This window comes from Psychromonas arctica DSM 14288, assembly GCF_000482725.1.
GTDB classification, from domain to species: domain Bacteria; phylum Pseudomonadota; class Gammaproteobacteria; order Enterobacterales; family Psychromonadaceae; genus Psychromonas; species Psychromonas arctica.
Map to the genome: position 1 here is coordinate 124,922 of NZ_KI519481.1, position 21,718 is coordinate 146,639.

General features: G+C 36.2%; 22 protein-coding genes. 15 read left to right on the forward strand and 7 right to left on the reverse strand.

The window, feature by feature from the left end; all coding sequences use genetic code 11:
• Positions 1-198: 198 nt before the first annotated feature.
• On the reverse strand, positions 199-1,317 hold the full coding sequence (gene ald / locus H592_RS0117440) for an alanine dehydrogenase (protein ID WP_028869900.1): 1,119 nt from the start codon (positions 1,315-1,317) through the stop codon (positions 199-201).
• 432 nt (positions 1,318-1,749) lie between these two features.
• Between ald and lrp the strand changes: the two genes are divergently transcribed.
• Positions 1,750-2,214, forward strand: a complete 465-nt coding sequence (lrp, locus tag H592_RS0117445; RefSeq protein ID WP_028869901.1) for a leucine-responsive transcriptional regulator Lrp — start codon at positions 1,750-1,752, stop codon at positions 2,212-2,214.
• A 57-nt stretch (positions 2,215-2,271) separates the two neighbouring features.
• Here lrp and H592_RS0117450 read toward each other — a convergent pair whose 3' ends face one another.
• Positions 2,272-2,907, reverse strand: coding sequence for a hypothetical protein (locus H592_RS0117450; protein WP_028869902.1), 636 nt, complete (start codon positions 2,905-2,907; stop codon positions 2,272-2,274).
• Between the two features lie 465 nt (positions 2,908-3,372).
• Here H592_RS0117450 and H592_RS22705 point away from each other — a divergent pair, with 465 nt between their 5' ends.
• Positions 3,373-5,013: a putative bifunctional diguanylate cyclase/phosphodiesterase gene (locus H592_RS22705; RefSeq protein WP_037072083.1), complete on the forward strand. Its 1,641-nt coding sequence runs from the start codon at positions 3,373-3,375 to the stop codon at positions 5,011-5,013.
• 46 nt (positions 5,014-5,059) lie between these two features.
• Here H592_RS22705 and H592_RS0117460 read toward each other — a convergent pair whose 3' ends face one another.
• Complete coding sequence (locus H592_RS0117460) at positions 5,060-5,434, reverse strand: VOC family protein (protein ID WP_028869903.1); 375 nt, start codon at positions 5,432-5,434, stop codon at positions 5,060-5,062.
• A 621-nt stretch (positions 5,435-6,055) separates the two neighbouring features.
• Between H592_RS0117460 and H592_RS0117465 the strand changes: the two genes are divergently transcribed.
• The 5 genes from H592_RS0117465 (at position 6,056) to H592_RS0117485 (ending at position 9,223) form a co-directional block, all read left to right on the forward strand.
• Positions 6,056-6,937, forward strand: coding sequence for a sensor domain-containing diguanylate cyclase (locus tag H592_RS0117465; RefSeq protein ID WP_028869904.1), 882 nt, complete (start codon positions 6,056-6,058; stop codon positions 6,935-6,937).
• Between the two features lie 259 nt (positions 6,938-7,196).
• Complete coding sequence (locus H592_RS0117470) at positions 7,197-7,598, forward strand: phosphate-starvation-inducible protein PsiE (RefSeq protein ID WP_028869905.1); 402 nt, start codon at positions 7,197-7,199, stop codon at positions 7,596-7,598.
• 73 nt (positions 7,599-7,671) lie between these two features.
• Positions 7,672-8,139 (forward strand): GNAT family N-acetyltransferase, encoded by a 468-nt coding sequence (locus tag H592_RS0117475; protein WP_028869906.1) that lies wholly within the window; start codon positions 7,672-7,674, stop codon positions 8,137-8,139.
• A gap of 13 nt (positions 8,140-8,152) precedes the next feature.
• Complete coding sequence (locus H592_RS0117480; RefSeq protein WP_028869907.1) at positions 8,153-8,398, forward strand: Rho-binding antiterminator; 246 nt, start codon at positions 8,153-8,155, stop codon at positions 8,396-8,398.
• Between the two features lie 51 nt (positions 8,399-8,449).
• Positions 8,450-9,223 (forward strand): spermidine synthase, encoded by a 774-nt coding sequence (locus H592_RS0117485; protein ID WP_028869908.1) that lies wholly within the window; start codon positions 8,450-8,452, stop codon positions 9,221-9,223.
• Positions 9,224-9,234: 11 nt separating this feature from the next.
• On the opposite strand, the gene H592_RS0117490 is transcribed toward H592_RS0117485, so the two are convergent.
• Complete coding sequence (locus tag H592_RS0117490; RefSeq protein ID WP_028869909.1) at positions 9,235-10,119, reverse strand: flagellar protein MotY; 885 nt, start codon at positions 10,117-10,119, stop codon at positions 9,235-9,237.
• 124 nt (positions 10,120-10,243) lie between these two features.
• On the opposite strand from H592_RS0117490, the gene rnt reads away from it, so the two are divergent.
• Complete coding sequence (gene rnt / locus H592_RS0117495) at positions 10,244-10,852, forward strand: ribonuclease T (protein ID WP_028869910.1); 609 nt, start codon at positions 10,244-10,246, stop codon at positions 10,850-10,852.
• Between the two features lie 329 nt (positions 10,853-11,181).
• Positions 11,182-11,598 carry a fibronectin type III domain-containing protein gene (locus H592_RS0117500; RefSeq protein WP_028869911.1) on the forward strand — a complete coding sequence of 139 codons (417 nt, stop codon included), beginning with the start codon at positions 11,182-11,184 and terminating at the stop codon, positions 11,596-11,598.
• 123 nt (positions 11,599-11,721) lie between these two features.
• Here the strand turns inward: H592_RS0117500 and grxD are convergent, their stop codons facing one another.
• A complete protein-coding gene (grxD, locus tag H592_RS0117505; protein ID WP_028869912.1) occupies positions 11,722-12,054 on the reverse strand; it encodes a Grx4 family monothiol glutaredoxin in 333 nt (110 codons plus the stop codon).
• Positions 12,055-12,260: 206 nt separating this feature from the next.
• On the opposite strand from grxD, the gene sodB reads away from it, so the two are divergent.
• On the forward strand, positions 12,261-12,845 hold the full coding sequence (gene sodB, locus H592_RS0117510; protein ID WP_028869913.1) for a superoxide dismutase [Fe]: 585 nt from the start codon (positions 12,261-12,263) through the stop codon (positions 12,843-12,845).
• A gap of 197 nt (positions 12,846-13,042) precedes the next feature.
• Here sodB and cysZ read toward each other — a convergent pair whose 3' ends face one another.
• On the reverse strand, positions 13,043-13,810 hold the full coding sequence (gene cysZ / locus H592_RS0117515; RefSeq protein ID WP_028869914.1) for a sulfate transporter CysZ: 768 nt from the start codon (positions 13,808-13,810) through the stop codon (positions 13,043-13,045).
• A gap of 246 nt (positions 13,811-14,056) precedes the next feature.
• Here cysZ and zipA point away from each other — a divergent pair, with 246 nt between their 5' ends.
• From zipA to H592_RS0117530, 3 genes are all read left to right on the forward strand, one after another.
• Positions 14,057-14,992, forward strand: a complete 936-nt coding sequence (zipA, locus tag H592_RS23410; RefSeq protein WP_028869915.1) for a cell division protein ZipA — start codon at positions 14,057-14,059, stop codon at positions 14,990-14,992.
• 88 nt (positions 14,993-15,080) lie between these two features.
• Positions 15,081-17,111 (forward strand): NAD-dependent DNA ligase LigA, encoded by a 2,031-nt coding sequence (gene ligA / locus H592_RS0117525; RefSeq protein ID WP_028869916.1) that lies wholly within the window; start codon positions 15,081-15,083, stop codon positions 17,109-17,111.
• A 131-nt stretch (positions 17,112-17,242) separates the two neighbouring features.
• On the forward strand, positions 17,243-17,503 hold the full coding sequence (locus H592_RS0117530) for a DUF5062 family protein (protein WP_028869917.1): 261 nt from the start codon (positions 17,243-17,245) through the stop codon (positions 17,501-17,503).
• A 113-nt stretch (positions 17,504-17,616) separates the two neighbouring features.
• On the opposite strand, the gene dsbB is transcribed toward H592_RS0117530, so the two are convergent.
• Positions 17,617-18,159: a disulfide bond formation protein DsbB gene (dsbB, locus tag H592_RS0117535; RefSeq protein ID WP_028869918.1), complete on the reverse strand. Its 543-nt coding sequence runs from the start codon at positions 18,157-18,159 to the stop codon at positions 17,617-17,619.
• 222 nt (positions 18,160-18,381) lie between these two features.
• On the opposite strand from dsbB, the gene fadR reads away from it, so the two are divergent.
• Positions 18,382-19,092, forward strand: coding sequence for a fatty acid metabolism transcriptional regulator FadR (gene fadR / locus H592_RS0117540; protein WP_028869919.1), 711 nt, complete (start codon positions 18,382-18,384; stop codon positions 19,090-19,092).
• Positions 19,093-19,152: 60 nt separating this feature from the next.
• A complete protein-coding gene (locus H592_RS0117545) occupies positions 19,153-21,717 on the forward strand; it encodes a DNA translocase FtsK 4TM domain-containing protein (RefSeq protein WP_028869920.1) in 2,565 nt (854 codons plus the stop codon).
• Position 21,718: the final 1 nt, after the last annotated feature.

The window sequence follows — 21,718 nt, forward strand, 5'->3', positions numbered from 1 at the left end:
TAATGGCGGCTATAAACTGAGCATTATTTACAAGGGGTTTTTATCTATCCCACGGTTATCAACCCCAATACTTAAAAACCTCGATGCTTATATATAGCAAAGAGGTTCTTAAGTGATAAATGTTAAATACTTTCCTTACATCAACAGCTCAGCTACATAACATAGTTCAATAGTTCAATAGTTCAATAGTTCAATAGTTCAACTTGCAAGGGCTGATGCTGCAGTAACATAAGCAAGGTTGTGTGCGACTGCGACACTTTCACAGGTTATTTTTCCATCAATCACATTTAATCCTTCTAGCAAGCCTTTATCTTTTTGTAATGCGGCTTTATAACCTAGGTTGGCGAGTTTGATGATATAAGGTAATGTTGCATTGTTGAGTGCAAAGGTCGAAGTACGGGCAACTGCACCCGGCATGTTTGCAACACAGTAGTGAACCACTTCGTCAACAATGAAAGTAGGATCTTGATGAGTGGTGGCATGCGATGTTTCGAAACAACCGCCTTGGTCAATCGCAACATCTACAATCGCAGAGCCAGGTTTCATGTTAGCAATGTGCTCCCGTGTTACTAATTTAGGTGCAGCAGCCCCTGGAATTAATACCGCTCCAATCACAAGGTCCGCCGCTAATACTTCAGCTTCCAGTATATCTGTTGTTGAATAAAGCACTTTAACTCTGCTGCCAAATTGAATATCTAGGTTACGTAATGTATTAATATTACGATCTAAAATAGTCACATCTGCACCTAAACCGACTGCCATCTGAGCTGCATTATTACCCACCATGCCACCACCAATAATCACTACTTTCGCGGGCGCAACGCCTGGTACTCCACCTAACAACATACCACTACCTTGATTTGATTTTTCTAATGATTGTGCGCCAGCTTGAATCGCCATACGTCCTGCTACTTCTGACATCGGCGCTAAGAGGGGTAAACCACCTTTTGTATCAGTGACTGTTTCATAGGCGATACACACTGCTTTTGAATCAATTAACTCCTGAGTCTGTGGCAGGTCAGGTGCTAGGTGTAAATACGTGAATAGAATCTGGCCTTCACGTAACATCGCACGCTCACTGGCTTGAGGTTTTTTCACCTTAACAATCATCTCTGCGTTGGCAAAAATAGTACTCGCTTGCTCTTCAATGCTTGCTCCTGCTGCAATATAATCTTGGTCAGTGAAGCCAATTCCATTTCCTGCACCTTTTTCAACAGTCACAGCATGGCCATTTTGTACTAACTCACGCACACTTGCTGGTACCATACCAACGCGATATTCATGATTTTTAATTTCTTTAGGTACACCGATATGCATAATTTTTTCCTTTCAATGTTAATGAAGTTGATTATTAGGCGGTTACAAATAAATATTTGATAGAAATAGTATAAACAATTGAAAAAAGTTATATTCACTGTAATTTTTTGTTTATTCATTAGTTACACCCGTTACCAATCGAGATGCTTTATTTAGTCGTTAGAGCGGACAGCAAGGCAAGGCGCGACATGATGACCTTTCGAGCAATTAACTTAGTTAATTCTCTATCGGTAGGCGTAAAAACAAGCTTTTACACCTTAAATTGCTAGTTCTTATCGAATGCTGCAACGTAGAATGGCTTTTCTCGCTAACGACTCACCTCACAACTTGCTGAACTTCGCATCTTGAATGGTAACGTGTATATATGAATATAATCCTTTTAAAGTATTCTTAATAAGATAATAAAACTATTTAATAACAAAGGTGTGGTTGATGTCACTAGATAGAGTTGATCGTAATATATTACGAGAATTACAGAAAAATGGCCGGATCTCTAATGTGGAGCTTTCTCAAAAAGTAGGACTAAGTGCAACACCTTGTTTAGAAAGAGTGAAAAGATTAGAAAAACAAGGTGTTATCAAGTCTTATACAGCATTGTTAGATCCGCAGTATTTAGATTCATCATTGCTTGTTTATATTGAGCTGACATTAAAACGATCTAGCCCAGATGTTTTTGAACGCTTTAATAAAGCCGCAACACAGCTTGACTCTATTTTGGAATGCCATTTGGTGTCCGGCGATTTTGATTATTTATTAAAAACCCGTGTCGCTGATATGTCAGCGTATCGTAAAGTTCTGACAGAAACTTTACTATTATTACCCGATATAAAAAATTCAAAAACTTATGTGGTGATGGAAGAAGTGAAATATTTAACTTCAATTCATGTACCTAATTAACGTCAATTTTTAAATGCTTTCATTTATAGTTAGAGACGCAAAAGGTAGTTTATTTAGCTAGTTATAAAGTTCATCTACGTCGCCATTCAAGATGCTTTTGTTGATTCGCTGTAGACTACTTTGTGCCGTCTCTAATACTTGCTGCATGTTTTCATAACAGCGTCGTTCATTTTTTCCATAAGCGAGGAAGTTTAATGTCACTTGGTAACCCATGCCTCCACTATCTAGACCATCCCCTAATGATAAATAGCAAGTCGGTGATGTTGATACGCATATTGCGCCTGCTTTAAATCCTGGTTTTATACTTGAAATCTGGATCAATAGATTATTAACTAACCATTGAATACTTTTTTGTTGACAATTTTCTGGCAAGTTACGAAATAAAATCATCAAGCGGCCACTGCATTTTTTTGCAAAAGGATATTGTTGGTCGGGGTTATTTTCAACTTCAGTAAATGTGCAATCATTACTTTCCAGTAAGGATTTTGTACTGTTTATCCATTCAATTAACGAATAAAACGTTTCAGTAAATGCCCACTTCTTAAAAGGAATAAGATCTTCTAATGAAGTACGGATCAAATCAGGCCTTTTTTTAAAATCGATATAAATAAATTGCTTATTTTCTATCATATGAGTCCACGGATGGGACCTTAAAGTGTTGTTGTCGATTTGCTCGGATACAAATGCATCCATATCTATTCCTTTTTTAGTTATTTTTTATGGTTGTACTTGATATTAACAGTTATCTTTGCTGCACTATATAACTGTTTAAATATGATACACGTTATAGCATACGGTTCTATTAATTACTGATGAGGTTCTAATCAGTTTTCGCATTTTATCGAAGAATGCTTTAAAAAAGTGTTAGGTTTGTTTATGAAAAGGAAAGTATATTTATTGAATCTAGTTCACAGACTTTGCTAATTCTAGCGCCTGATCCTATTTATATTTTAACGAGGACATTGCTAGTTTTTATTTTGATGACTACACTTTGCTGCATTTATCAGGCATAAAAGTCTTTGTATTATCAAGTAATAAGGACAAATGAAGGTTGATGATTGCTCATTATTAGTAGCCATTGTTTGATATACTTAATAAAAAATTACCTAAAGGCTTAGCATAAAGTCTATCATTATCAAAAATTTGGTGAGTTCTAGTATGACAAATAATCGGAAAACATTATTAGCGGCGTTAAGCATTCATAATGGCATTATTATGGATTGTAACGAGGCTTTTACTGATCTATTTGGGTTCACTACTCAGCAACTAAAGCATATGCCTGTAGAAAATAAACTAGTACTATCAGAAAATAGTGAGTTTACTAATTTGCAGACATTATGTACGGCATCGATTGCGACGGAAGAGGGGGTCTTTGCTACTGCAGGCATGTTTAATCATTTACACTATGTTGTTGCTGTTAAATTACACTGTGTTGCTCAAGGTAATAATACTTTCATATTACATTTTTGTATCGCAAAAAATAAGTCAATTGATCCAATCTCTGAGTTACCTAACGGCTGGGCATTAACTTCTAGAATTAATTATTTAACCAATAACAAGTACCTCGGCTTGAAAGAGCTGGTGTTGATTATTATCGAAGTCGATAATTTTTCGACGATTAATTATCGTTATGATTATTTCGTAGGTGACCAGTATTTAGTGATGTTAGGTAAGCGATTACAGCAATCAGCCAAAGATTTTGGCTTTGTTATTCGTTATTCAAATGCAAAATTTGCTATTTTAATTGAAGATCATTGCAACTTATCCTCGCACCGATTAATGAATAAAATAGAATTGATTTGTAAACATCTCTGCTCAGATTTAATTAAACCCATCGCTATTTCAGCAGACATTGAAATAAATAAGTCTTTTAGTATAGGAGTTAGTTCACCAGGGTTTGAATATACTAGTTACCATTCCATGCAGATAGCTGCAGAAACTGAAAAGCAAAAAGCCAGAAGATATAGTATTAATAAGTATTATATTGCACCTCCAGAGCCAACCGATGAATTATTAAATAAAAAGCTAATTACCGATGCATTACCGCTGGCAATAGCTCAAGATAAAATACAGCTACATTACCAACCTCAATATGATATTAAAACGAATAAACTGATTGGTTTTGAAGCGCTGTCTCGTTGGTATGATGAATCATTAGGGTACATTGCTCCTGATATTTTTGTTGCTATTACGGAAGACATTGGGTTGCATTTCGAATTTGATCTCTGGGTTTTTGAGAAAGTTTGTAGGCAATCAGTGAAATGGAAGATAGGCGCCATGGTAGTGCCACGTATTGCGATTAATGTTTCCTTTAAAACAATGGAAATGAGTACCTTTATTGAACGTATACAAGTTATTCTCGATCAAACAGGTTGTCCAACGAACTTGCTTGAATTAGAAATAACCGAAACGAGTTCTATCACTAATGCGAGTATGCTATCTGCTAATATGTTGCAAATTAAAGCGTTAGGCATGCACATTTCCATCGATGACTTTGGAACAGGTTATTCATCATTAAGCTTGATTCGAAATTTTTATTTATCAATTGATAAATTGAAACTAGATCGTAGCTTGATCGATAAAGTCTGCCAAACAAAATTGGATAAAAACTTTGTAAAACATATCATCAAGCTTGGTAAAATATTGAAAGTAGCAGTACTCGCAGAGGGAGTGGAAACCCAACAACAATTAGACCTGTTGATAGAACTAGGTTGTGACTATGCACAGGGCTATTACTTTTCAAAACCTGTACCCCTTGAAGAAGTTCCTACATTAATTTATGCCAGTGAATGCGTTTAAGTGCCTTGTAGCGCACTTTTATTAACATTTACTGGTCATTTTTGAATCAAAAAACCACTGATATATTCAGTTTGTTGCCATCAAGGTCACGCGCGTAGGCGCCATAGTAATCAGGGTGATAATCACGTGGTCCGGGTAACCCTTCATCGCTACCACCACATTTTAATACCGCCGCATGGAAAGCCCTTACTGACTCAGGATCTGGAGCAGAAAACATGACTTGTGTGCCATTACCAAATGTTGCCTGTTGTTTATTAAACGGTAAGATTAAGAAGAATGTCACTTTGCCATCTTTACCCGCATAACCTCTTTCTTGCTCATCAGATACGATACAAGTCATTCCAATTGTGGCTAATACTTGATCATAAAAAGCACCGGAAGTTGCTAAGTCATTGGTACCAATGCATACACCAGAAAGCATATTTTTTCCTTAAATTAATAATGAAAGTCATTTGAAAGTAACCGTTACCTACCTATATTACTGCTATAAGTATTGTGTCACTTTATTAAGATAACAAAGTGTAATGTCATTTTAAATCAATAGTTAAGGAATCATTGCCAATTTACTGCTTGATGAAATAATAAGCAGTTACCAGATAAAAACCAAATATGAGACTATTTTCCTTTTAGATTAACGATTTATAGTATAAATTTTATAACCTTCATTATTTGAGATAGTTAAATGAGCAAGCCGTCATGGGGGCAGAGTTAGACATAGTCTAGTCGGTTAACAAGAAGTTATGTGCAATACTGAATTAAGGTAAATAATATATTTACTGGTAGATCTCGCTTTTCTAGTTATGTTTTCCTGACGTATGTTGCATGTCATGTGTTTTACAGCCGCATATTGGTGTTTGAGATAAAGCTACACCGATATCAAACTAATTTTAAATAGCAAAATATCAGTTGTCCTTAAGTGAATGAAACCTTATTGCCTCTTTAATGCCTTATCGGGTCAATTTACTAATATCTTATAGTGCAGTATCCATATTCAAAAAATACAGTTATATGTCATTCATAAAAACGAGCCAAAGGATTGTTCATGATATCAAATCACCTTAATAAACTCAGAGGGCTGCATGCTGCGTTAGATAATCTGCAGTCATTTGTTTATATAAAAGATACTGAATCAAAATATATTTACGCTAATAAATACACTCTGGACTTATTTAAATGCGCAGCTGAAGATTTGCATTTAATTCGAGACCAACAATTATTTTCCCCTGAAATAGTAGAAAAGTTAAGAGAAATAGACTTGAAGGTTTTGTCTGGTCAGGAAACTAGAGAAGAAATTACTATCAATGAAGATAGTGCTGATAAGAAAGTTTACCTTGAAGTGAAAACACCTCTCTATTCAGAAACATCGCCTAACCTCATTATCGGTATTTTAGGTATTTCAACGGATATTACTTATCAAAAAAAATTAGAAGAGAATGCGCTAACACTAGCGAAAACAGACGCACTAACTAATTTAATCAATAGATTGGAACTTGATTCAGTGCTTAATTTACAAATAGAGCAATCAAAACGTTTTGCACACCCACTAAGTATTATTATGTTTGATATCGACCATTATAAAAAAGTTAATGACAATTTTGGACATATTGTTGGTGATCAATGCCTAGTTGAAATGGCTAGTATTTTAAAAAATAATGCGCGTGTTATTGATACTGTAGGTAGGTGGGGAGGAGAAGAGTTTTTGATTATCTGTAACGAAACTGATTTAAATGGTGCGTTAAAACTAGCAGAGAAACTAAGAGTGGCTGTTGACAATCATCAGTTTAAAACGGTGAATCATATAACGGGAAGTTTTGGTGTCGCAAGCTTTAAAGCCGAAGATACAATTGATACGTTCATAAATAGAGCGGATCAGGCATTATATAATGCAAAACAACAAGGTAGAAATAGAGTGGCAAGCTTGTAAATTCATTATATTTTACATACTGAACAATTAGCGACAGAAAAAATGAAACACATACTAAAGTTAACCATAGACAACCACCTCCGATAAAAGCAATCAGCAATAAAATAAGTAATAGTGTATTACTAGGTTCAAAAATCAGTAATGCTTAATCTGACAAATAAGGGCATGCATTTATCAATTGAATTCAGTTGTATCTAAGCTGAATTCAAGAATAGAATAGACCACTTCATTATTACAATTCGTTTCAAGGAGTATTCCAGTGTTAAAGGTTAAGAAAGCAGGATATAGAGCGTTATCCTTAGTCGAGCATATTGGGTTATTCGTTATTGCATTATTAACCGTGGTTGCCATGGCGAATGAAGTCTGGATAGTGATTTCTAACGGTGAGGTGACATTGTCGGATTTACTCCTTCTGTTTATTTATTTAGAAGTCTTTGCGATGGTGAGTTTATATTTAAAATCAGGACGTTTGCCTGTACGTATGCCACTCTATATCACCGTCGTTACATTAGCGCGATATATGATTTTAGATATGAAAAATTTGGACACAATAAGAATGCTAGGGTTATCTGCATCCATTCTTATCATTGTGTTAGCGATATTAGTCATTAGATACGGCCATATAAAGTATCCCTATGGTAATACAGACAAAAACTTATAAATGACTTTCAAAACTTGAGATGTTCAATATAGCGATCATGTCGTGTTACAACAATGACGATATATGAGGATATATGAAAATAGTCGAATATACTCCGCAACGTTCTGCTGAAGTCGCTGAGGTCTTACATGACGCAGTACATGCGATACAAGATGATCTATACTCACAAGCGCAAAAAAAGGCTTGGACTGCGGGTATCGTTGATAATCATAAATGGCAAAAGCGCTTACTGATCAGCAAACCATACCTGTTGCTTATCGATAATAAAATAGCTGGATTTATTGAGTTAGATTCTAAGGGATACATTGGTTGCCTCTTCGTTGCACCTGCTTTGCAACGACAAGGCATAGCATCTTCATTATTACAGTATGTTTGTACTATTGCTGTTCAAGCGGGTCTAAGGCGTTTAACCGTCCATGCATCGATTGTCGCTAAACCTTTTTTTGAAAAATTTGCTTTTGAAATTGAGAGTGAAAACAAAGTCATTCGAGCGGGTGTAGCGCTGACTAATTATAGTATGTACAAACAGCTTTCCGTATAAAAGGATAAATGCCATGATAAATTGCGAGCATTACGACACCATTGAAATAGTGTGCATGTACCATTATCCAATCAAAATTTTGTTAAAAACAGGAAAAACGCTTGAAGGAGTTGCAATGGATACTGGGCGTAATAATGAAAGGGAAGAGTGCATTAAGATGAGCATTGATAATGTCGAACGTCATATAGTGTTAGAAACTATTGCCACACTTGAAGTAACCATTAATAACCCACACTTGGACTGCATTTCTTTTATTTAATGATAATGTTAATTCGACCTTTATCTACTTTCACCTAGGAATTAAGCTGCCATGGATAGTGAAGCATTATTAATGGAAGACTCTTTTATTGTTGAACAGAAAATGATTGATGGGGGGTTATTGGTAGTTAAAGAAACAGAGCAATTAAAGTGGTTCGAATATGCTGGTTTCTCTACACAATCAGTGATGAACAAACATAAACCGACACAAATTTTAACGCCAGTTTCTCGGTCATTACTACTATTTTTACTCTTTAAACAAGCGCCACTTTCAATTTTAAATTTAGGATTGGGGGGAGCAGGTTTAGAGCGTGCATTGGTTACCATACCCAACTTAACATTGACTGCCGTTGAGGCTTCACAATCGATTATCGACATGGCGACAAGTTACTTTAATTTACCGAAGGAAGTAAAAGTTTTTTGTCAAAAAGCGGAGCAATATGTAGATCACACTACTGAGGTCTATGATGTGGTTATTTGTGATTTGTTTATCGGAGAGAAAAGCCCATATTTTTTATTTTCTGATCACTTCTATCAGCAAATTGTGAATATAACTTGTGATCAGGCTGTGCTCATGATCAATCTTCAAGCAGATACAAACCTGCAGTTATTCAATGCTTTGTCGGCAATAAAAAAGCAATTTCCTCATATAGCTTTGGTTGAGTTTACTGATTACAGCAATATTGTGCTTATATGCAGCTTACAAAAAATTCCTAATTTATCGATGTTGATCAAGGACACAACAGAACTCACTCAATCTATATTATTTGATATTGACAGTCTGCTTGCTAAAGTAATTTATATACCTAATAGCGAAGTATCGTAATTAAATAGGCGTTATATCTCTTCTTTCTCAATTGAAATAACCACACGTCTATTTTGTTCTCTGCCTAGTACGCTTCTATTATCGGCGATATGGTGTTTTTCACCAAAACCAGAGACTTTAATTTTATCGTTATTAAACCCTATTTCCGATAAATATTTTTTTACAGAGTTAGCTCTTTTTTCAGATAACACTGTATTGGCATTAATTTCACCATAACTATCAGAGTAACCCGCCACCAAAATGACATTGATCGTTTTATCATGTTTTATGTAATCACCAATCATTTTTAGGCGTTTTTTAGAAAATTGCGTTAATAGTGACCCATCTTTTTTATAGCGTAAAATACTGTAAGAAATATCATCAAAATTGTAGGGCAATAAACGTGAGATACAATTATTAAAATCATCATAACTTTTATTAAAATTGATTGAAGAAAGTCCGACACTGACCGTTTGATTATTGTTGTACCAATCATGAAAATAAAAGGTTGGGTATTGACCTCTTTCAAGTTCATTTAGCATGCGCCATGCACTTTGTCTGGTTACGTAACCATCAAATTGTTGATGGAATGTGACTGTGTCAATTAACTCAGGTACTGCGCCTGGTCGCCATTGTGGGGGCACGGATTTTAATTGCACCACTTCAGAGGTTGGCATTGCTCGTCGACTGTCTAGTTTGAAGTCTAAATTGATTTTTTTACTCGCTTTGACCACAAAGTTAGCCTGACCATAACGAGGAATAGGGTGCTCAAGTGTGCACTGTATCGGTGATGAACTACTCAAATACCAGTTAGAATTATCCAAACCTGCATTGTACTGCTTATTAGCAGAAAGCGCTGGCATAGCTGTCATCATTAATAGTAAAGCATAAATATTTTTGATCATAATATTTTTCATAGTTGCTCGATATTTTTAAACACTGCTAGTTATATCGACAGAGGGATAAATATCTTTAGTAAAATTATGCGATTTTTACCACTTTCTGGCATAATCCTCTGACTTTATTTAATAGTGAGATGAAATGGATAACCAATTAGCAGCACGTTTTAGAGGGTATTACCCAGTTATAATTGATATTGAAACATCAGGATTAGATCCTCAGTGTCATGCGATTTTAGAAATCGCAGCCATTTTTCCTGAAATGGATGAACAAGGGTACTTAAAAAGCGTGGATAAAATTCATTTCCATGTGATGCCATTTGAAGGGGCTGAATTAGATCCTAAAGCGCTTAGCTTCACAGGAATAGACCCTTTTAATCCTTTACGTAACGCTGTTGATGAGCGTGAGGCATTAACCGAAATTTTTAAAAAAGTACGTAAATATCAAAAATTGAACGAGTGTAATCGTGCCATTATTGTTGCGCACAATGCCTCATTCGACCAAGGCTTTATTAATAAAGCAACCGACCGCTGTAAACTAAAGCGTGTCCCTTTTCATCCCTTTGCATCATTTGATACTGCAAGTATGGCGGGTTTGACATTAGGTCAAACGGTATTAGCCAAAGCCTGTGCTGAGGCTGGAGTTGATTATAATAATAAAGAAGCACATTCTGCTCTCTATGATACTGAAGTCACCGCTGAACTATTTTATTACATGGTTAACCGTTATAAAGCATTGGGTGGCTGGTAATAAGCATTTATTTTCACCTTTAATTAAAAATAATTTAATTAATTTTAGAACTCTTTATATTTCAATATATTACCCATTGTAAATATAATTGTTTGATTTTAATTTTTTAATTTTATTCACGTTTTAACTTTTAAGTGTCTGATTTTTTAGTTTAATATTTTTTTATTAAGTCCATTAGTAATCTTGGTTTTGATGTTTTTTGTTTTTGATTGAATCTTTTGTCATCTATAGGGTCCATAGGTACTGGAAATTAATTGATCATTTGGTGTGGTCTTAATTGTATGTAAGTGGCTCTATAAAGGTATTGTGCAAAAGTGATGAAGATAAAGATGAAAAAAATAAAATGGTGTAAATTGGCTACGTTAATAATTTTACTACCATTAGCAGGTTGTGCTGTCGATGTTGATGAGGAAAATGCCGAAGCGTTAGCTAAGGCTGAATTAGGTGTTGAAAAGCAAGTTGATGGCTCTGTGGTAGATGGACGCTCTAATAATGCCATCGACTTGTTGCCAGACTATATTTCGATTGAAGTACATTGGGAAGATCTAGCCGATAATGAAGAAGGCTTTTTGGTTGAGAGAAGTACCAGTGAAAGCGGCGAGTTTATATTATTAACTGCCTTAAAAATGGATGAAACGACTTATTTAGATGAAAAAGTAAAACAAGGTAATACTTATTGCTATCGAATTGGTGCTTATAATAATGTTGGTGTTGCTTATTCAGATGTGAGTTGCAAAAGCAGTTGAGCAGTATAGTTGGAGACAGATAAAGGTATCAGGTCGATATAAAGGCTAGCACAACCAAGATTGTGCTAGCCTTTATAAACAGGTACTGCTTAAGGAACACTTAAGCAGTACCATGCTTAATTATTACTCTGCTGCGTTTGCTTTTTCAGCCGCAGCGGTAATTAACGGTTGTAATTCGCCTTGTTGGAACATTTCTAAAATAATATCGCAACCACCTACAAGCTCACCTTCTACCCATAATTGTGGGAAAGTAGGCCAGTTAGCATATTTTGGTAGTTCAGCACGAATATCAGGGTTTTGTAGAATATCAACGTAAGCAAACGGTTGTCCACATTGCATTAAAGCCTGTGAAGCTTGTGAAGAGAAACCACAACTTGGTAATTTAGGCGATCCCTTCATGTATAACAAAATAGTGTTTTCGTTTAATTGTTCTTTGATTTTATCTAAAGTTTCCATTATTTTTCCTCTAACGACAGCATATTATTAATTAATTGCACATTATATCAGTTCTAAGCGTGCAATCTTACTATGAATTTGCGATTATTCTACCATAGATAAAAAATGATCTAGCTCAATTTTTGTTGTGGCTTTTTATTCATAAAGAAAGTATAAATGGTCGCTAAAATTGATATCCCCCTCAGCCTCTATTAGGAGAATTTAAAATGGCTTTTGAATTACCAGCATTACCTTACGCAAAAGATGCATTAGAACCACACATTTCAGCTGAAACATTAGAGTTTCACCATGGTAAGCACCACGCTACTTACGTTGCTAAATTAAACGGTTTAGTTGAAGGTACTGATCTTGCTGAAAAATCTCTAGAAGAAATCATTAAAACTTCTGAAGGTGGCGTTTTTAACAATGCTGCACAAATCTGGAACCATACCTTTTACTGGAACTGTTTAGCACCTAACGCTGGTGGCGAACCTACGGGTGAACTTGCAGCTGCTATCGATGCAAAATTTGGTTCTTTTGCTGAATTCCAAGCACAGTTAAATGATAAAGCTGTTAACAACTTTGGTTCTTCATGGACTTGGTTAGTTAAAAAAGCAGATGGTTCATTAGAAATCGTAAATACATCAAATGCAGGTACTCCATTAACTGAAGAAGGTACTACACCACTTCTAACTGTTGATTTATGGGAACATGCTTATTACATTGATTACCGCAATGTACGTCCTAACTACCTAAATGGTTTTTGGGCATTAGTTAACTGGGAATTTGTAGCTAAGAACTTTGCTGCTTAATTACCTATAGACTAAGTTGGAAGTATCGATCTCGTCCTATTCGGATGACGATTGATATTTTTAGTTTGTCATTGATGAACTTCAAATATAAACCTATCGCTGATCGAATGATCAGGATAGGTTTTTTTGTAGGTGCAGTTTAGTAGTCGGTTCAGCTTAGTAATGGTCATTGAATTTATGGTTGATTTTTTTTGTGTTTATTGGTCTATTGTTAGCGCTTGATTTTTATAGATGTCAACCCAAGCAGCAGTTGCACCACAAACGGCAATTGGCATAATAATAAAGTTTAAAATAGGTAACGTAGTGCAGAGGCTAATTACCATTCCGAAAGTAATATTTTTACCGTAGCGTTTCCCTAAAATGGTGCGCATGCTAGCAAAAGAAACTTTATGGTTGTCAAAGGGGTAGTCAGCGTACTGAATTGCCATCATCCAACCTGCAAAGATAAACCAAATAATAGGCGCGACGGTTTGGCCCACCACTGGTATTAAAAATAGAATTAAACAACCTAAAATACGAGGTAAGAAATACAGCCATTTTTGGCATTCTCGTTTAAATATCCTTGGTAAATCTTTAAATAAATCTTGCCAACCTTCATCATTGATAGGCTTATTGGTTAATAACATTTCAGTTTTTTCTGCTAACAAACCATTGAATGGTGCGGCAATTAGGTTCGCGATAGTCGAAAATATAAATGAGAATAAAAATAAAATAGAAAAAATAATAATTGGCCAAAGCACATAGGATAGCCAAGTTAAAATAGATGGAAGTTGCTGCATGTAAGCATCTATCCAATCGGTAATGCTAGAAAATAAAAACCAGAATGCACTGGCGAAAATCAATACGTTAATAAATAATGGAATGAGTACAAACATTCTTAGTTGAGGATGGCGAAGAAGTTGCACACCTTTAAATAAATACCCTATGCCAGATAATGGCTGATGAATTAAACGTTCATTGTTCATGATTAAACCTTGTCATTGTTATATCAGATGATATTACCTTGTATAGCGGTTGTCATTCAAGATACAAAAATCAATGCATGTGAATTGTAGATGGACATAATGTGCAAATATTCGCTAATTATTGATCGCTTTTATAAATTCCTTAGCAGTTTTGCAAAAAATTAGTGGCAAATGATAGACGCACAGCTTGATACAAGGTAATTTAAGGGACATAAAGTTATCTATGATCAATCAAGAGAATCAATAATGCAGCACTTTCAACCTATTCTTATTGCAATTGGTATTTTGGCTATTGCCGGTGTATTAATCCATGGTTTTTTACTCAACAGGAAAAATAAATTAGCCTTGCTCGCTGAACAAGAAGAGCAATATGATGAATTGGAAGAAGGGGACGAATCCTTTAATGATCAAGATAAACAATCATCTAACTCAGTCAACCGTGAGCGTGACTTTGATTCAATGGCTTTTTCTTCACATCTTTCAGACGATAAAGAACAGTCAGAGGTGATCAATTTTAATATTGATGCACAAGAAGACAACAAGGATACCGATCCTATTGTATTTCAAGACGAAAAAGATCAAGTGATTGATAAACTTGAGCCTGAAAGCAAACAACATCCTGATGTAAATAATATCACCAGTGTCGATCAGATCATCAGCGATATTGAATTAGCAAATAAAGGTGATATTAAAGCTACTGACTCTAAACAAGCTATCGACGCTAAGCAAGTAAGTGAAACTGCGCAAACTAGCCAAGTTGAACAAAAGCTGCCCGATGAATTATTTATTTTTAATATCGCAGCCAAAAAAGGCGAACGTTTAGGTGGTCATGAACTATTACAATTCTTTTTAACCTCGGGTTTTCGTTATGGTGATATGAATATTTTCCATCGACATGAACATTCAGACGGTACTGGTGAAGTTTTGTTTAGTATCGCTAATATGATGGCACCGGGTACCTTTGACTTAGATTACATGGAACAATTTAACTCTCCCGGTATTTCATTTTTCTTTACTGCCCCGAATGATAAAATTAGTGTTAATAAATCCTTCGATATGATGTTGCGGGCAGTAGAGCAAGCTGCAGAAGAATTTGACTGTGAAGTTTTAAATGAAAAAAGAGAGAAATTTACCCCTGAACAATTTATGGAGTATCGTCAGCGTTTACAACAATACCAATAACATTGAAAGGGTATTTACCACTTTCTAGAAGAACCTCGTTTACGAGGTTTTTTTATTAGTAAAAACAAATAAATAAGAGCAAAGATTGATGAGTGATAATAAGCAAACAGTAGAACAACAAATACAACAACTAAGCGAATTATTAGAGGAATATAATTATCAATATTATGTACAGGATGCACCTTCGGTCCCTGATGCGGAATATGATCGTGTTTTCCAAGCTTTACAAAAACTTGAAATAGAAAACCCTGATTTAGTTTCGATTAATTCACCCACTCAAAAGGTAGGTGGTGCAGCTTTATCAAAGTTTGAACAAGTAACACATCAATTACCTATGTTGAGTTTGGATAATGTGTTTGATAGCGACTCATTAAATGATTTTATGCAGCGTGTGATGGATAAATCCCCTCTAGCTGAAACTGCTTTTTGTATTGAACCAAAACTAGATGGCTTAGCAGCTAGTATTATTTATGAAAATGGTGTGTTGGTTCAAGCGGCAACTCGAGGTGATGGCCTAACTGGCGAAAATGTAACAGAAAATGTTAAAACCATTACAAACTTACCACTCAAACTTCGAGGGGAGAATATACCCGCGGTGTTAGAAGTACGTGGTGAAGTGTTTATGTTAAAAGCAGGGTTCGACAAATTAAATAAAGGCTTGATTGCCGCAGGTGAAAAACCTTTTGTTAATCCTCGCAATGCCGCCGCCGGAAGCTTACGCCAGTTAGATTCTAAAATAGCCGCTGCACGTCCATTAGCTTTTTATTGTTACGCAGTGGGCGTTTTTGAAGGTGAGTTGGCGAATAGTCAATATCAACGTATTGAACAACTAAAGGCTTGGGGCTTACCCGTTTCAAGCGAAGTAAAACGTGTTATAGGTAAAGATGCTTGTCATGATTTTTACGACAAGATTGCACAAAAAAGACCGTCTTTAACTTATGAAATAGACGGTGTTGTTTATAAAGTGGATGATATTGCCCTACAGCAAAAAATGGGTTTTGTTGCTCGTGCTCCGCGTTGGGCTACTGCTTATAAATTTCCGGCTGAGGAAGCTGTAACGGTGGTGGAGAATGTAGAGTTCCAAGTGGGACGTACTGGTGCGATTACACCGGTTGCGAAGTTAAAGCCTGTTTTCGTTGGTGGTGTGACAGTCTCTAATGCAACGTTACATAATAAAGATGAAATTCAACGCTTAGGTATTTTGATTGGCGATGTTGTTGTTGTCAGACGAGCCGGTGATGTGATCCCGCAGGTAGCAAGGGTGGTATTAGAGCAACGTAATAGTGAGTTAACCCAAGAAATTATCTTTCCTGAAGCGTGTCCTGTTTGCGGCAGTGATGTTGAACGCATTGAGGGAGAAGCGGTAACACGTTGTACAGGGGGCTTATTCTGCGAAGCGCAACGCAAACAAGCCATTAAACATTTTGCCTCTCGCAAGGCCTTAGATATTGATGGATTGGGCGATAAATTAGTAGAGTTGTTAGTTGACCATAATATGATCAAAGATCCTTCTCAGCTTTTTTCGTTAACCACTCAGCAGCTTGCTAGTTTGCCGCGAATGGGGGAAACCTCGGCGAAGAAACTAGTAAATAGTTTACAACTAAGTAAAAAAACGACACTCGCGCGTTTTTTATATTCCCTAGGCATTCGTGAAGTTGGGGAAGCAACGGCCGCTAATTTAGCTAATCATTATAAAACCTTACCAGCTATCATTGCAGCAGGTATCGAGTCATTAAAAAGTGTTAGCGATGTCGGAGAGATTGTAGCTAAACATCTTTACTATTTCTTTCGCGAAGAGCATAACTTAACTGTTGTTGAACAATTATTAGCAGCGGGTGTGCATTGGCCTGAGATACAAGAAGTTGATCAAAGTGAGTTATCTTTATTGGATAAAACCTTCGTTATTACCGGCAGCTTTGAGGCTATTTCACGTAATGACATTAAAGCGGCTTTACAAGCATTAGGTGCTAAAGTGGCTGGTAGTGTGTCAAAGAAAACAAATACTTTGGTTGCAGGAAGCGCTGCTGGCTCTAAATTAATTAAAGCGACGGAATTAGAGATTGAAATTTTAGATGAAGCTGCAATATTAAAGTTACTAGGTAAAACAGCTGATCAATAACAACACTATTTAATAAGAATCTTGTAACTCATTCACAAATAGAAGCTTTATTTGTGAATGATACTTTATATTAGTGGTTGTCGATGTTAAATATAAAGAAAAGTCGTTTTACGGTAAGTTAAGGAATAAGTATGAAAAAGATTAAAAACGAATCTCAGTTATTACAACACGCTACTAAGCTTGGCGTCGCTTATGCCCTTAAACGAGGTTATGTGGGAATTGATAAGACAACCTCAGCAAAAGATAAGCAAGAATGTATTTACCGCTTGCTAGTACAAGATAAGTTAATTAACCCATTAAGTGAAGGCGATGAAAATACGGCTAATATTCGTCATAAGTTAGTGGTCTGGATAATGAAAAATTTGCCTGCAGATCATTCATTATTAAAATAATCAAATACTGCACCGTTGTTACTTACTTCATTATCAAGAAGTGACAACCGGTGCTGCATTTAAAGTGATCTTTTCTTATTATTATGATCTGCTTTACTTACGCAAAGTTAACGTTATTTAAGGGGAGATGCTTTTGCTGGTAAGATTGCAGTAACTGCTACCACTAATAAGATCACAACATAAATAGCAAAACTCAATATTAACCATTGCGGCATTGAGTAACCCATAAATTGCCAAACGATGTCTGAACAATCACCAGTAGGATTAAATAACCATGGCATAAACTCATGCAATGGTAACCACTCTGGAAAATTAGGGAAAAAATCACAGGTAGCAAAAGGTGATGGATTCATTTGATAATCAACATGTTCAACTGCTAATAACAACCCCCATATTGATCCAACGGCCCACACAGCAAAAGCAATTAAACGAACCAATAAATAGCTGGGTGCAGAAGCCCCAATCAGACCTGCGAATATGATCGCTAACATAGTGATACGTTCATAAATGCACATAACACAGGGTTCAAGCTTCATCACGTGTTGAAAATAAAGGGCCGACAACTCTAGCATCAATGCGCTAGCCGCCAGTAATAGCCAAGGCCAACGTTGCAAAGAAAGGTTTTTTAAATTGGGTGAAAGGGAATTTGAACTCAATGGTTTCTCCTAATAGAATATTTCAATCCACTAAGCGACATTGTACTCTTTAAAAGTTCATTATAAACAGCGAATTACTGTGATAAATGATAAGGTTACAAATTGCATTGTGACTTAGATCACATTTGCTTATTTGCTAATACTGTTTTTCTAAACAGTCAGCATCGAATACAATGAATATGTTAATATGTCGCTATACGATATTGGAAAGTCAAAATACCCATGATAATGAAAGTGAAAGGCCCTGCAGACGTTGCAGAACAATACTTAATCGAGTCTATTTGGAATGGATCCATTCCGATCCATTCAGAGTTGCCAGCAGAAAGATTGCTCGCCGATAAAATAGGTGTCACACGCACTACGTTACGCGAAGTACTGCAACGTTTATCAAAAGAAGGCTGGATCACCATTAGGCACGGTAAGTCAACTAAGGTTAATGATTTCTGGGAAACATCCGGTCTTAATATTTTAAGCACAATAACACGCTTAGATAAGGAACATCGCGGCGATTTTATTGACCAACTAATGTCTATACGGACCAATATAAGTACCATTATTTTAAGAATGGCAGCCAAACACAATAGTCAGAGTGTGATTGAGTTTTTAGAAAATATTCCTTCTGCGGATGCAAGCAGTGAGGTATTTACTGAATTTGATTATCGTTTTTATCACCATGTTGCTGTGTCATCAAATAATATGATTTATGTACTGATCTTAAATGGATTACAAGATTTGTATCGGAAAGTGGGTACTTTTTATTTTTCTAACAGTGAAGCTAAGTTAATCGCATTATCTTTTTATGCTGATATTAAAACAGTATTTGAACAAGGTGATGGTCAGCAAATTATGCAAATAGTGCGAGAGTCTGCTTTTGCAAGCGGTAAAATATGGCTACGTTTACGTGATCAATTGCCGGATAATTTTTTAGATTAAAGTCGTTTTATTTTTTTTCGTATATGCCATTCGGCATTTTTTAGAGTTAGGGTTATTTTCTTGTCAAATAGCAAATTATTAAATCACCTGTCAGGGGTGCAAAAGTTATTAGAAGTTGGGATCATTGTTAGTGCATTTGTTGCCATATTCATTACTTTGTCCTTATTTACTTTCTCTCCGGTAGATCCAAGTTGGTCGCAGCAACAATGGGTCGCTGAAATTCAAAATTCAGGTGGCCGAGTGGGCGCTTGGATTGCCGATATTTTATTTTTTGGTTTTGGATTTTTAGCGTATTTAATCCCGGTTATTATTGTTTCTTTTGCATGGGCAATTCTATGGAAGCCGACGTTTAATTTTGATGTCGATTTTTTAAATTTGAGTTTACGTATTGTCGGCTTTATTTTTACCTTCTTTAGCTTAAGCGCTTTAATTGCACTCAACGTCAATGATTATCTGTATTACCCTTCGGGCGGTTTAGTTGGAGATATCTTAGCGCAGAGCATGTTAGGCTTTTTCAGCTTATTAGCCGTTAACCTTATTTTGCTTACTTTTTTAATCTCTGGAACAACTTTGTTGTTCGGGTTTTCTTGGATACGTTTAATTGATGGTATTGGTGAGCACACATTAAATGCCATTGAATGGTTAGGAAACTTACCTGAGACGATTAAAAAAATTAAACAGCAACGCTCAGAAGGTGACCAAGATAGATTCGCTGAAAAACATCAATTACAACAACAGAAGTTAGAGAAAAAACTACAGAAGCAAGCGCTCAAAGAGCAGAAAAAATTAGCAGCTCTTAGCGAACAAAATACAGTTGAAGAAGAGGTTGAAAATATTGATTTTTCAGGTGTTCAGGATGATATTGAGCAAGATAATGATTTGTTTATAGGCACTTCTTTTGTGAATGAGAATGATCAAGAACAAGTAGATTTAAGTATTGATAATATTGACTGGCAAGATAATCGTCTCTCAGAACAAGATCCAGTCAGTGAATCTCCATCAACCAGTGAACCATTACCTACTAGTCAACCTAAGCAACAATCTGAGGTATCGGCAAAGGCAAAAGTTGATTTCTCCCATCTACCGGAGCATGCACGTCCTCAGCAACGCTTTGTGGTTGATAAAGATATTGCACCTTTACCAAGTATTGAATTATTAGATAGACCTGATAAGAAGATTAATCCTATTTCACAACAAGAATTGGATATAGCAGCGCGTTTAGTTGAAGCAAAATTACTTGAATTTAAAATTAAAGCGGATGTAGTGAATGTTTTACCTGGACCCGTGATCACGCGTTTTGAACTAGATTTAGCGCCCGGTATGAAAGTCAGTACGGTCAGTAGTTTGGAAAAAGATTTAGCGCGTGCTTTATCAGCAATGAGTGTGCGTGTGGTGGATCAAATCCCTGGTAAATCCGTGATTGCATTGGAGCTACCAAATCGACACCGTGAAATAGTTTATATCTCTGAGGTATTAGACTGTAATAAATTTAATGAAAGTAAATCAGCATTAACCATGGTACTCGGTGCAGATATCTCTGGTTTACCTGTGGTGGTGGATTTAGCTAAAATGCCACACCTTTTAGTGGCGGGTACGACCGGTTCTGGTAAATCGGTTGGGGTTAACTGTATGTTAGTCAGTTTATTGTATAAATCTTCACCTGAAGATTTACGCATGATCTTGATTGACCCTAAAATGCTTGAACTCAATGTGTATGAAGGTATTCCTCACTTATTAACTGAAGTTGTTACTGATATGAAAGATGCCGCTAATGCATTGCGTTGGTGTGTTGGAGAGATGGAACGTCGTTATAAACTTTTAGCTGAAATCGGTGTCCGTAATCTAGCGGGATATAATACTGCGATCAGAAAAGCAAAAGCGGCAGGGGAACCCATTTTAGATCCATTATGGAAACCGGGTGATAGCATGGCAGAAAGCGCACCAGAACTAGAAAAACTACCTGCTATTGTCGTTGTAGTGGATGAGTTTGCCGATATGATGATGATTGTGGGTAAAAAGTGTGAAGAATTAATTACGCGTATTGCACAAAAAGCCCGTGCAGCAGGTATACACTTAATTTTAGCCACACAACGACCATCGGTTGATGTTATTACTGGTTTGATTAAAGCGAATATTCCAACTCGAATTGCTTTCCAAGTGTCGAGTAAAATTGACTCTCGAACGATTCTAGGCCAACAAGGTGCGGAAACGTTATTAGGTCATGGTGATATGTTATATATGCCACCGGGTGTCGGTGTGCCAACACGTGTTCATGGTGCTTTTGTCGATGACCATGAAGTGCATAAAGTAGTTGCTGACTGGAAAAAACGTGGCCAGCCAAATTATGTACAAGAAATTCTAGCCGGGGATGCGGATTTAGATATGTTATTACCGGGTGAGCAAGCCGAAGGAGAGGATGAAATTGACCCATTATTTGATGAGGTGGTTAGTTTTATAACTGAAACACGTAAAGTGTCTATTTCAAGTATTCAACGTCGATTCCGTATTGGTTATAACCGTTCCGCTCGTCTTGTTGATCAATTACAAGCACAAGGTGTAATTAGTGCACCGTCAGGGGCTAATAGTAATCGTGAAGTGCTAGCGCCACCTCCTATTAAGGATTAAC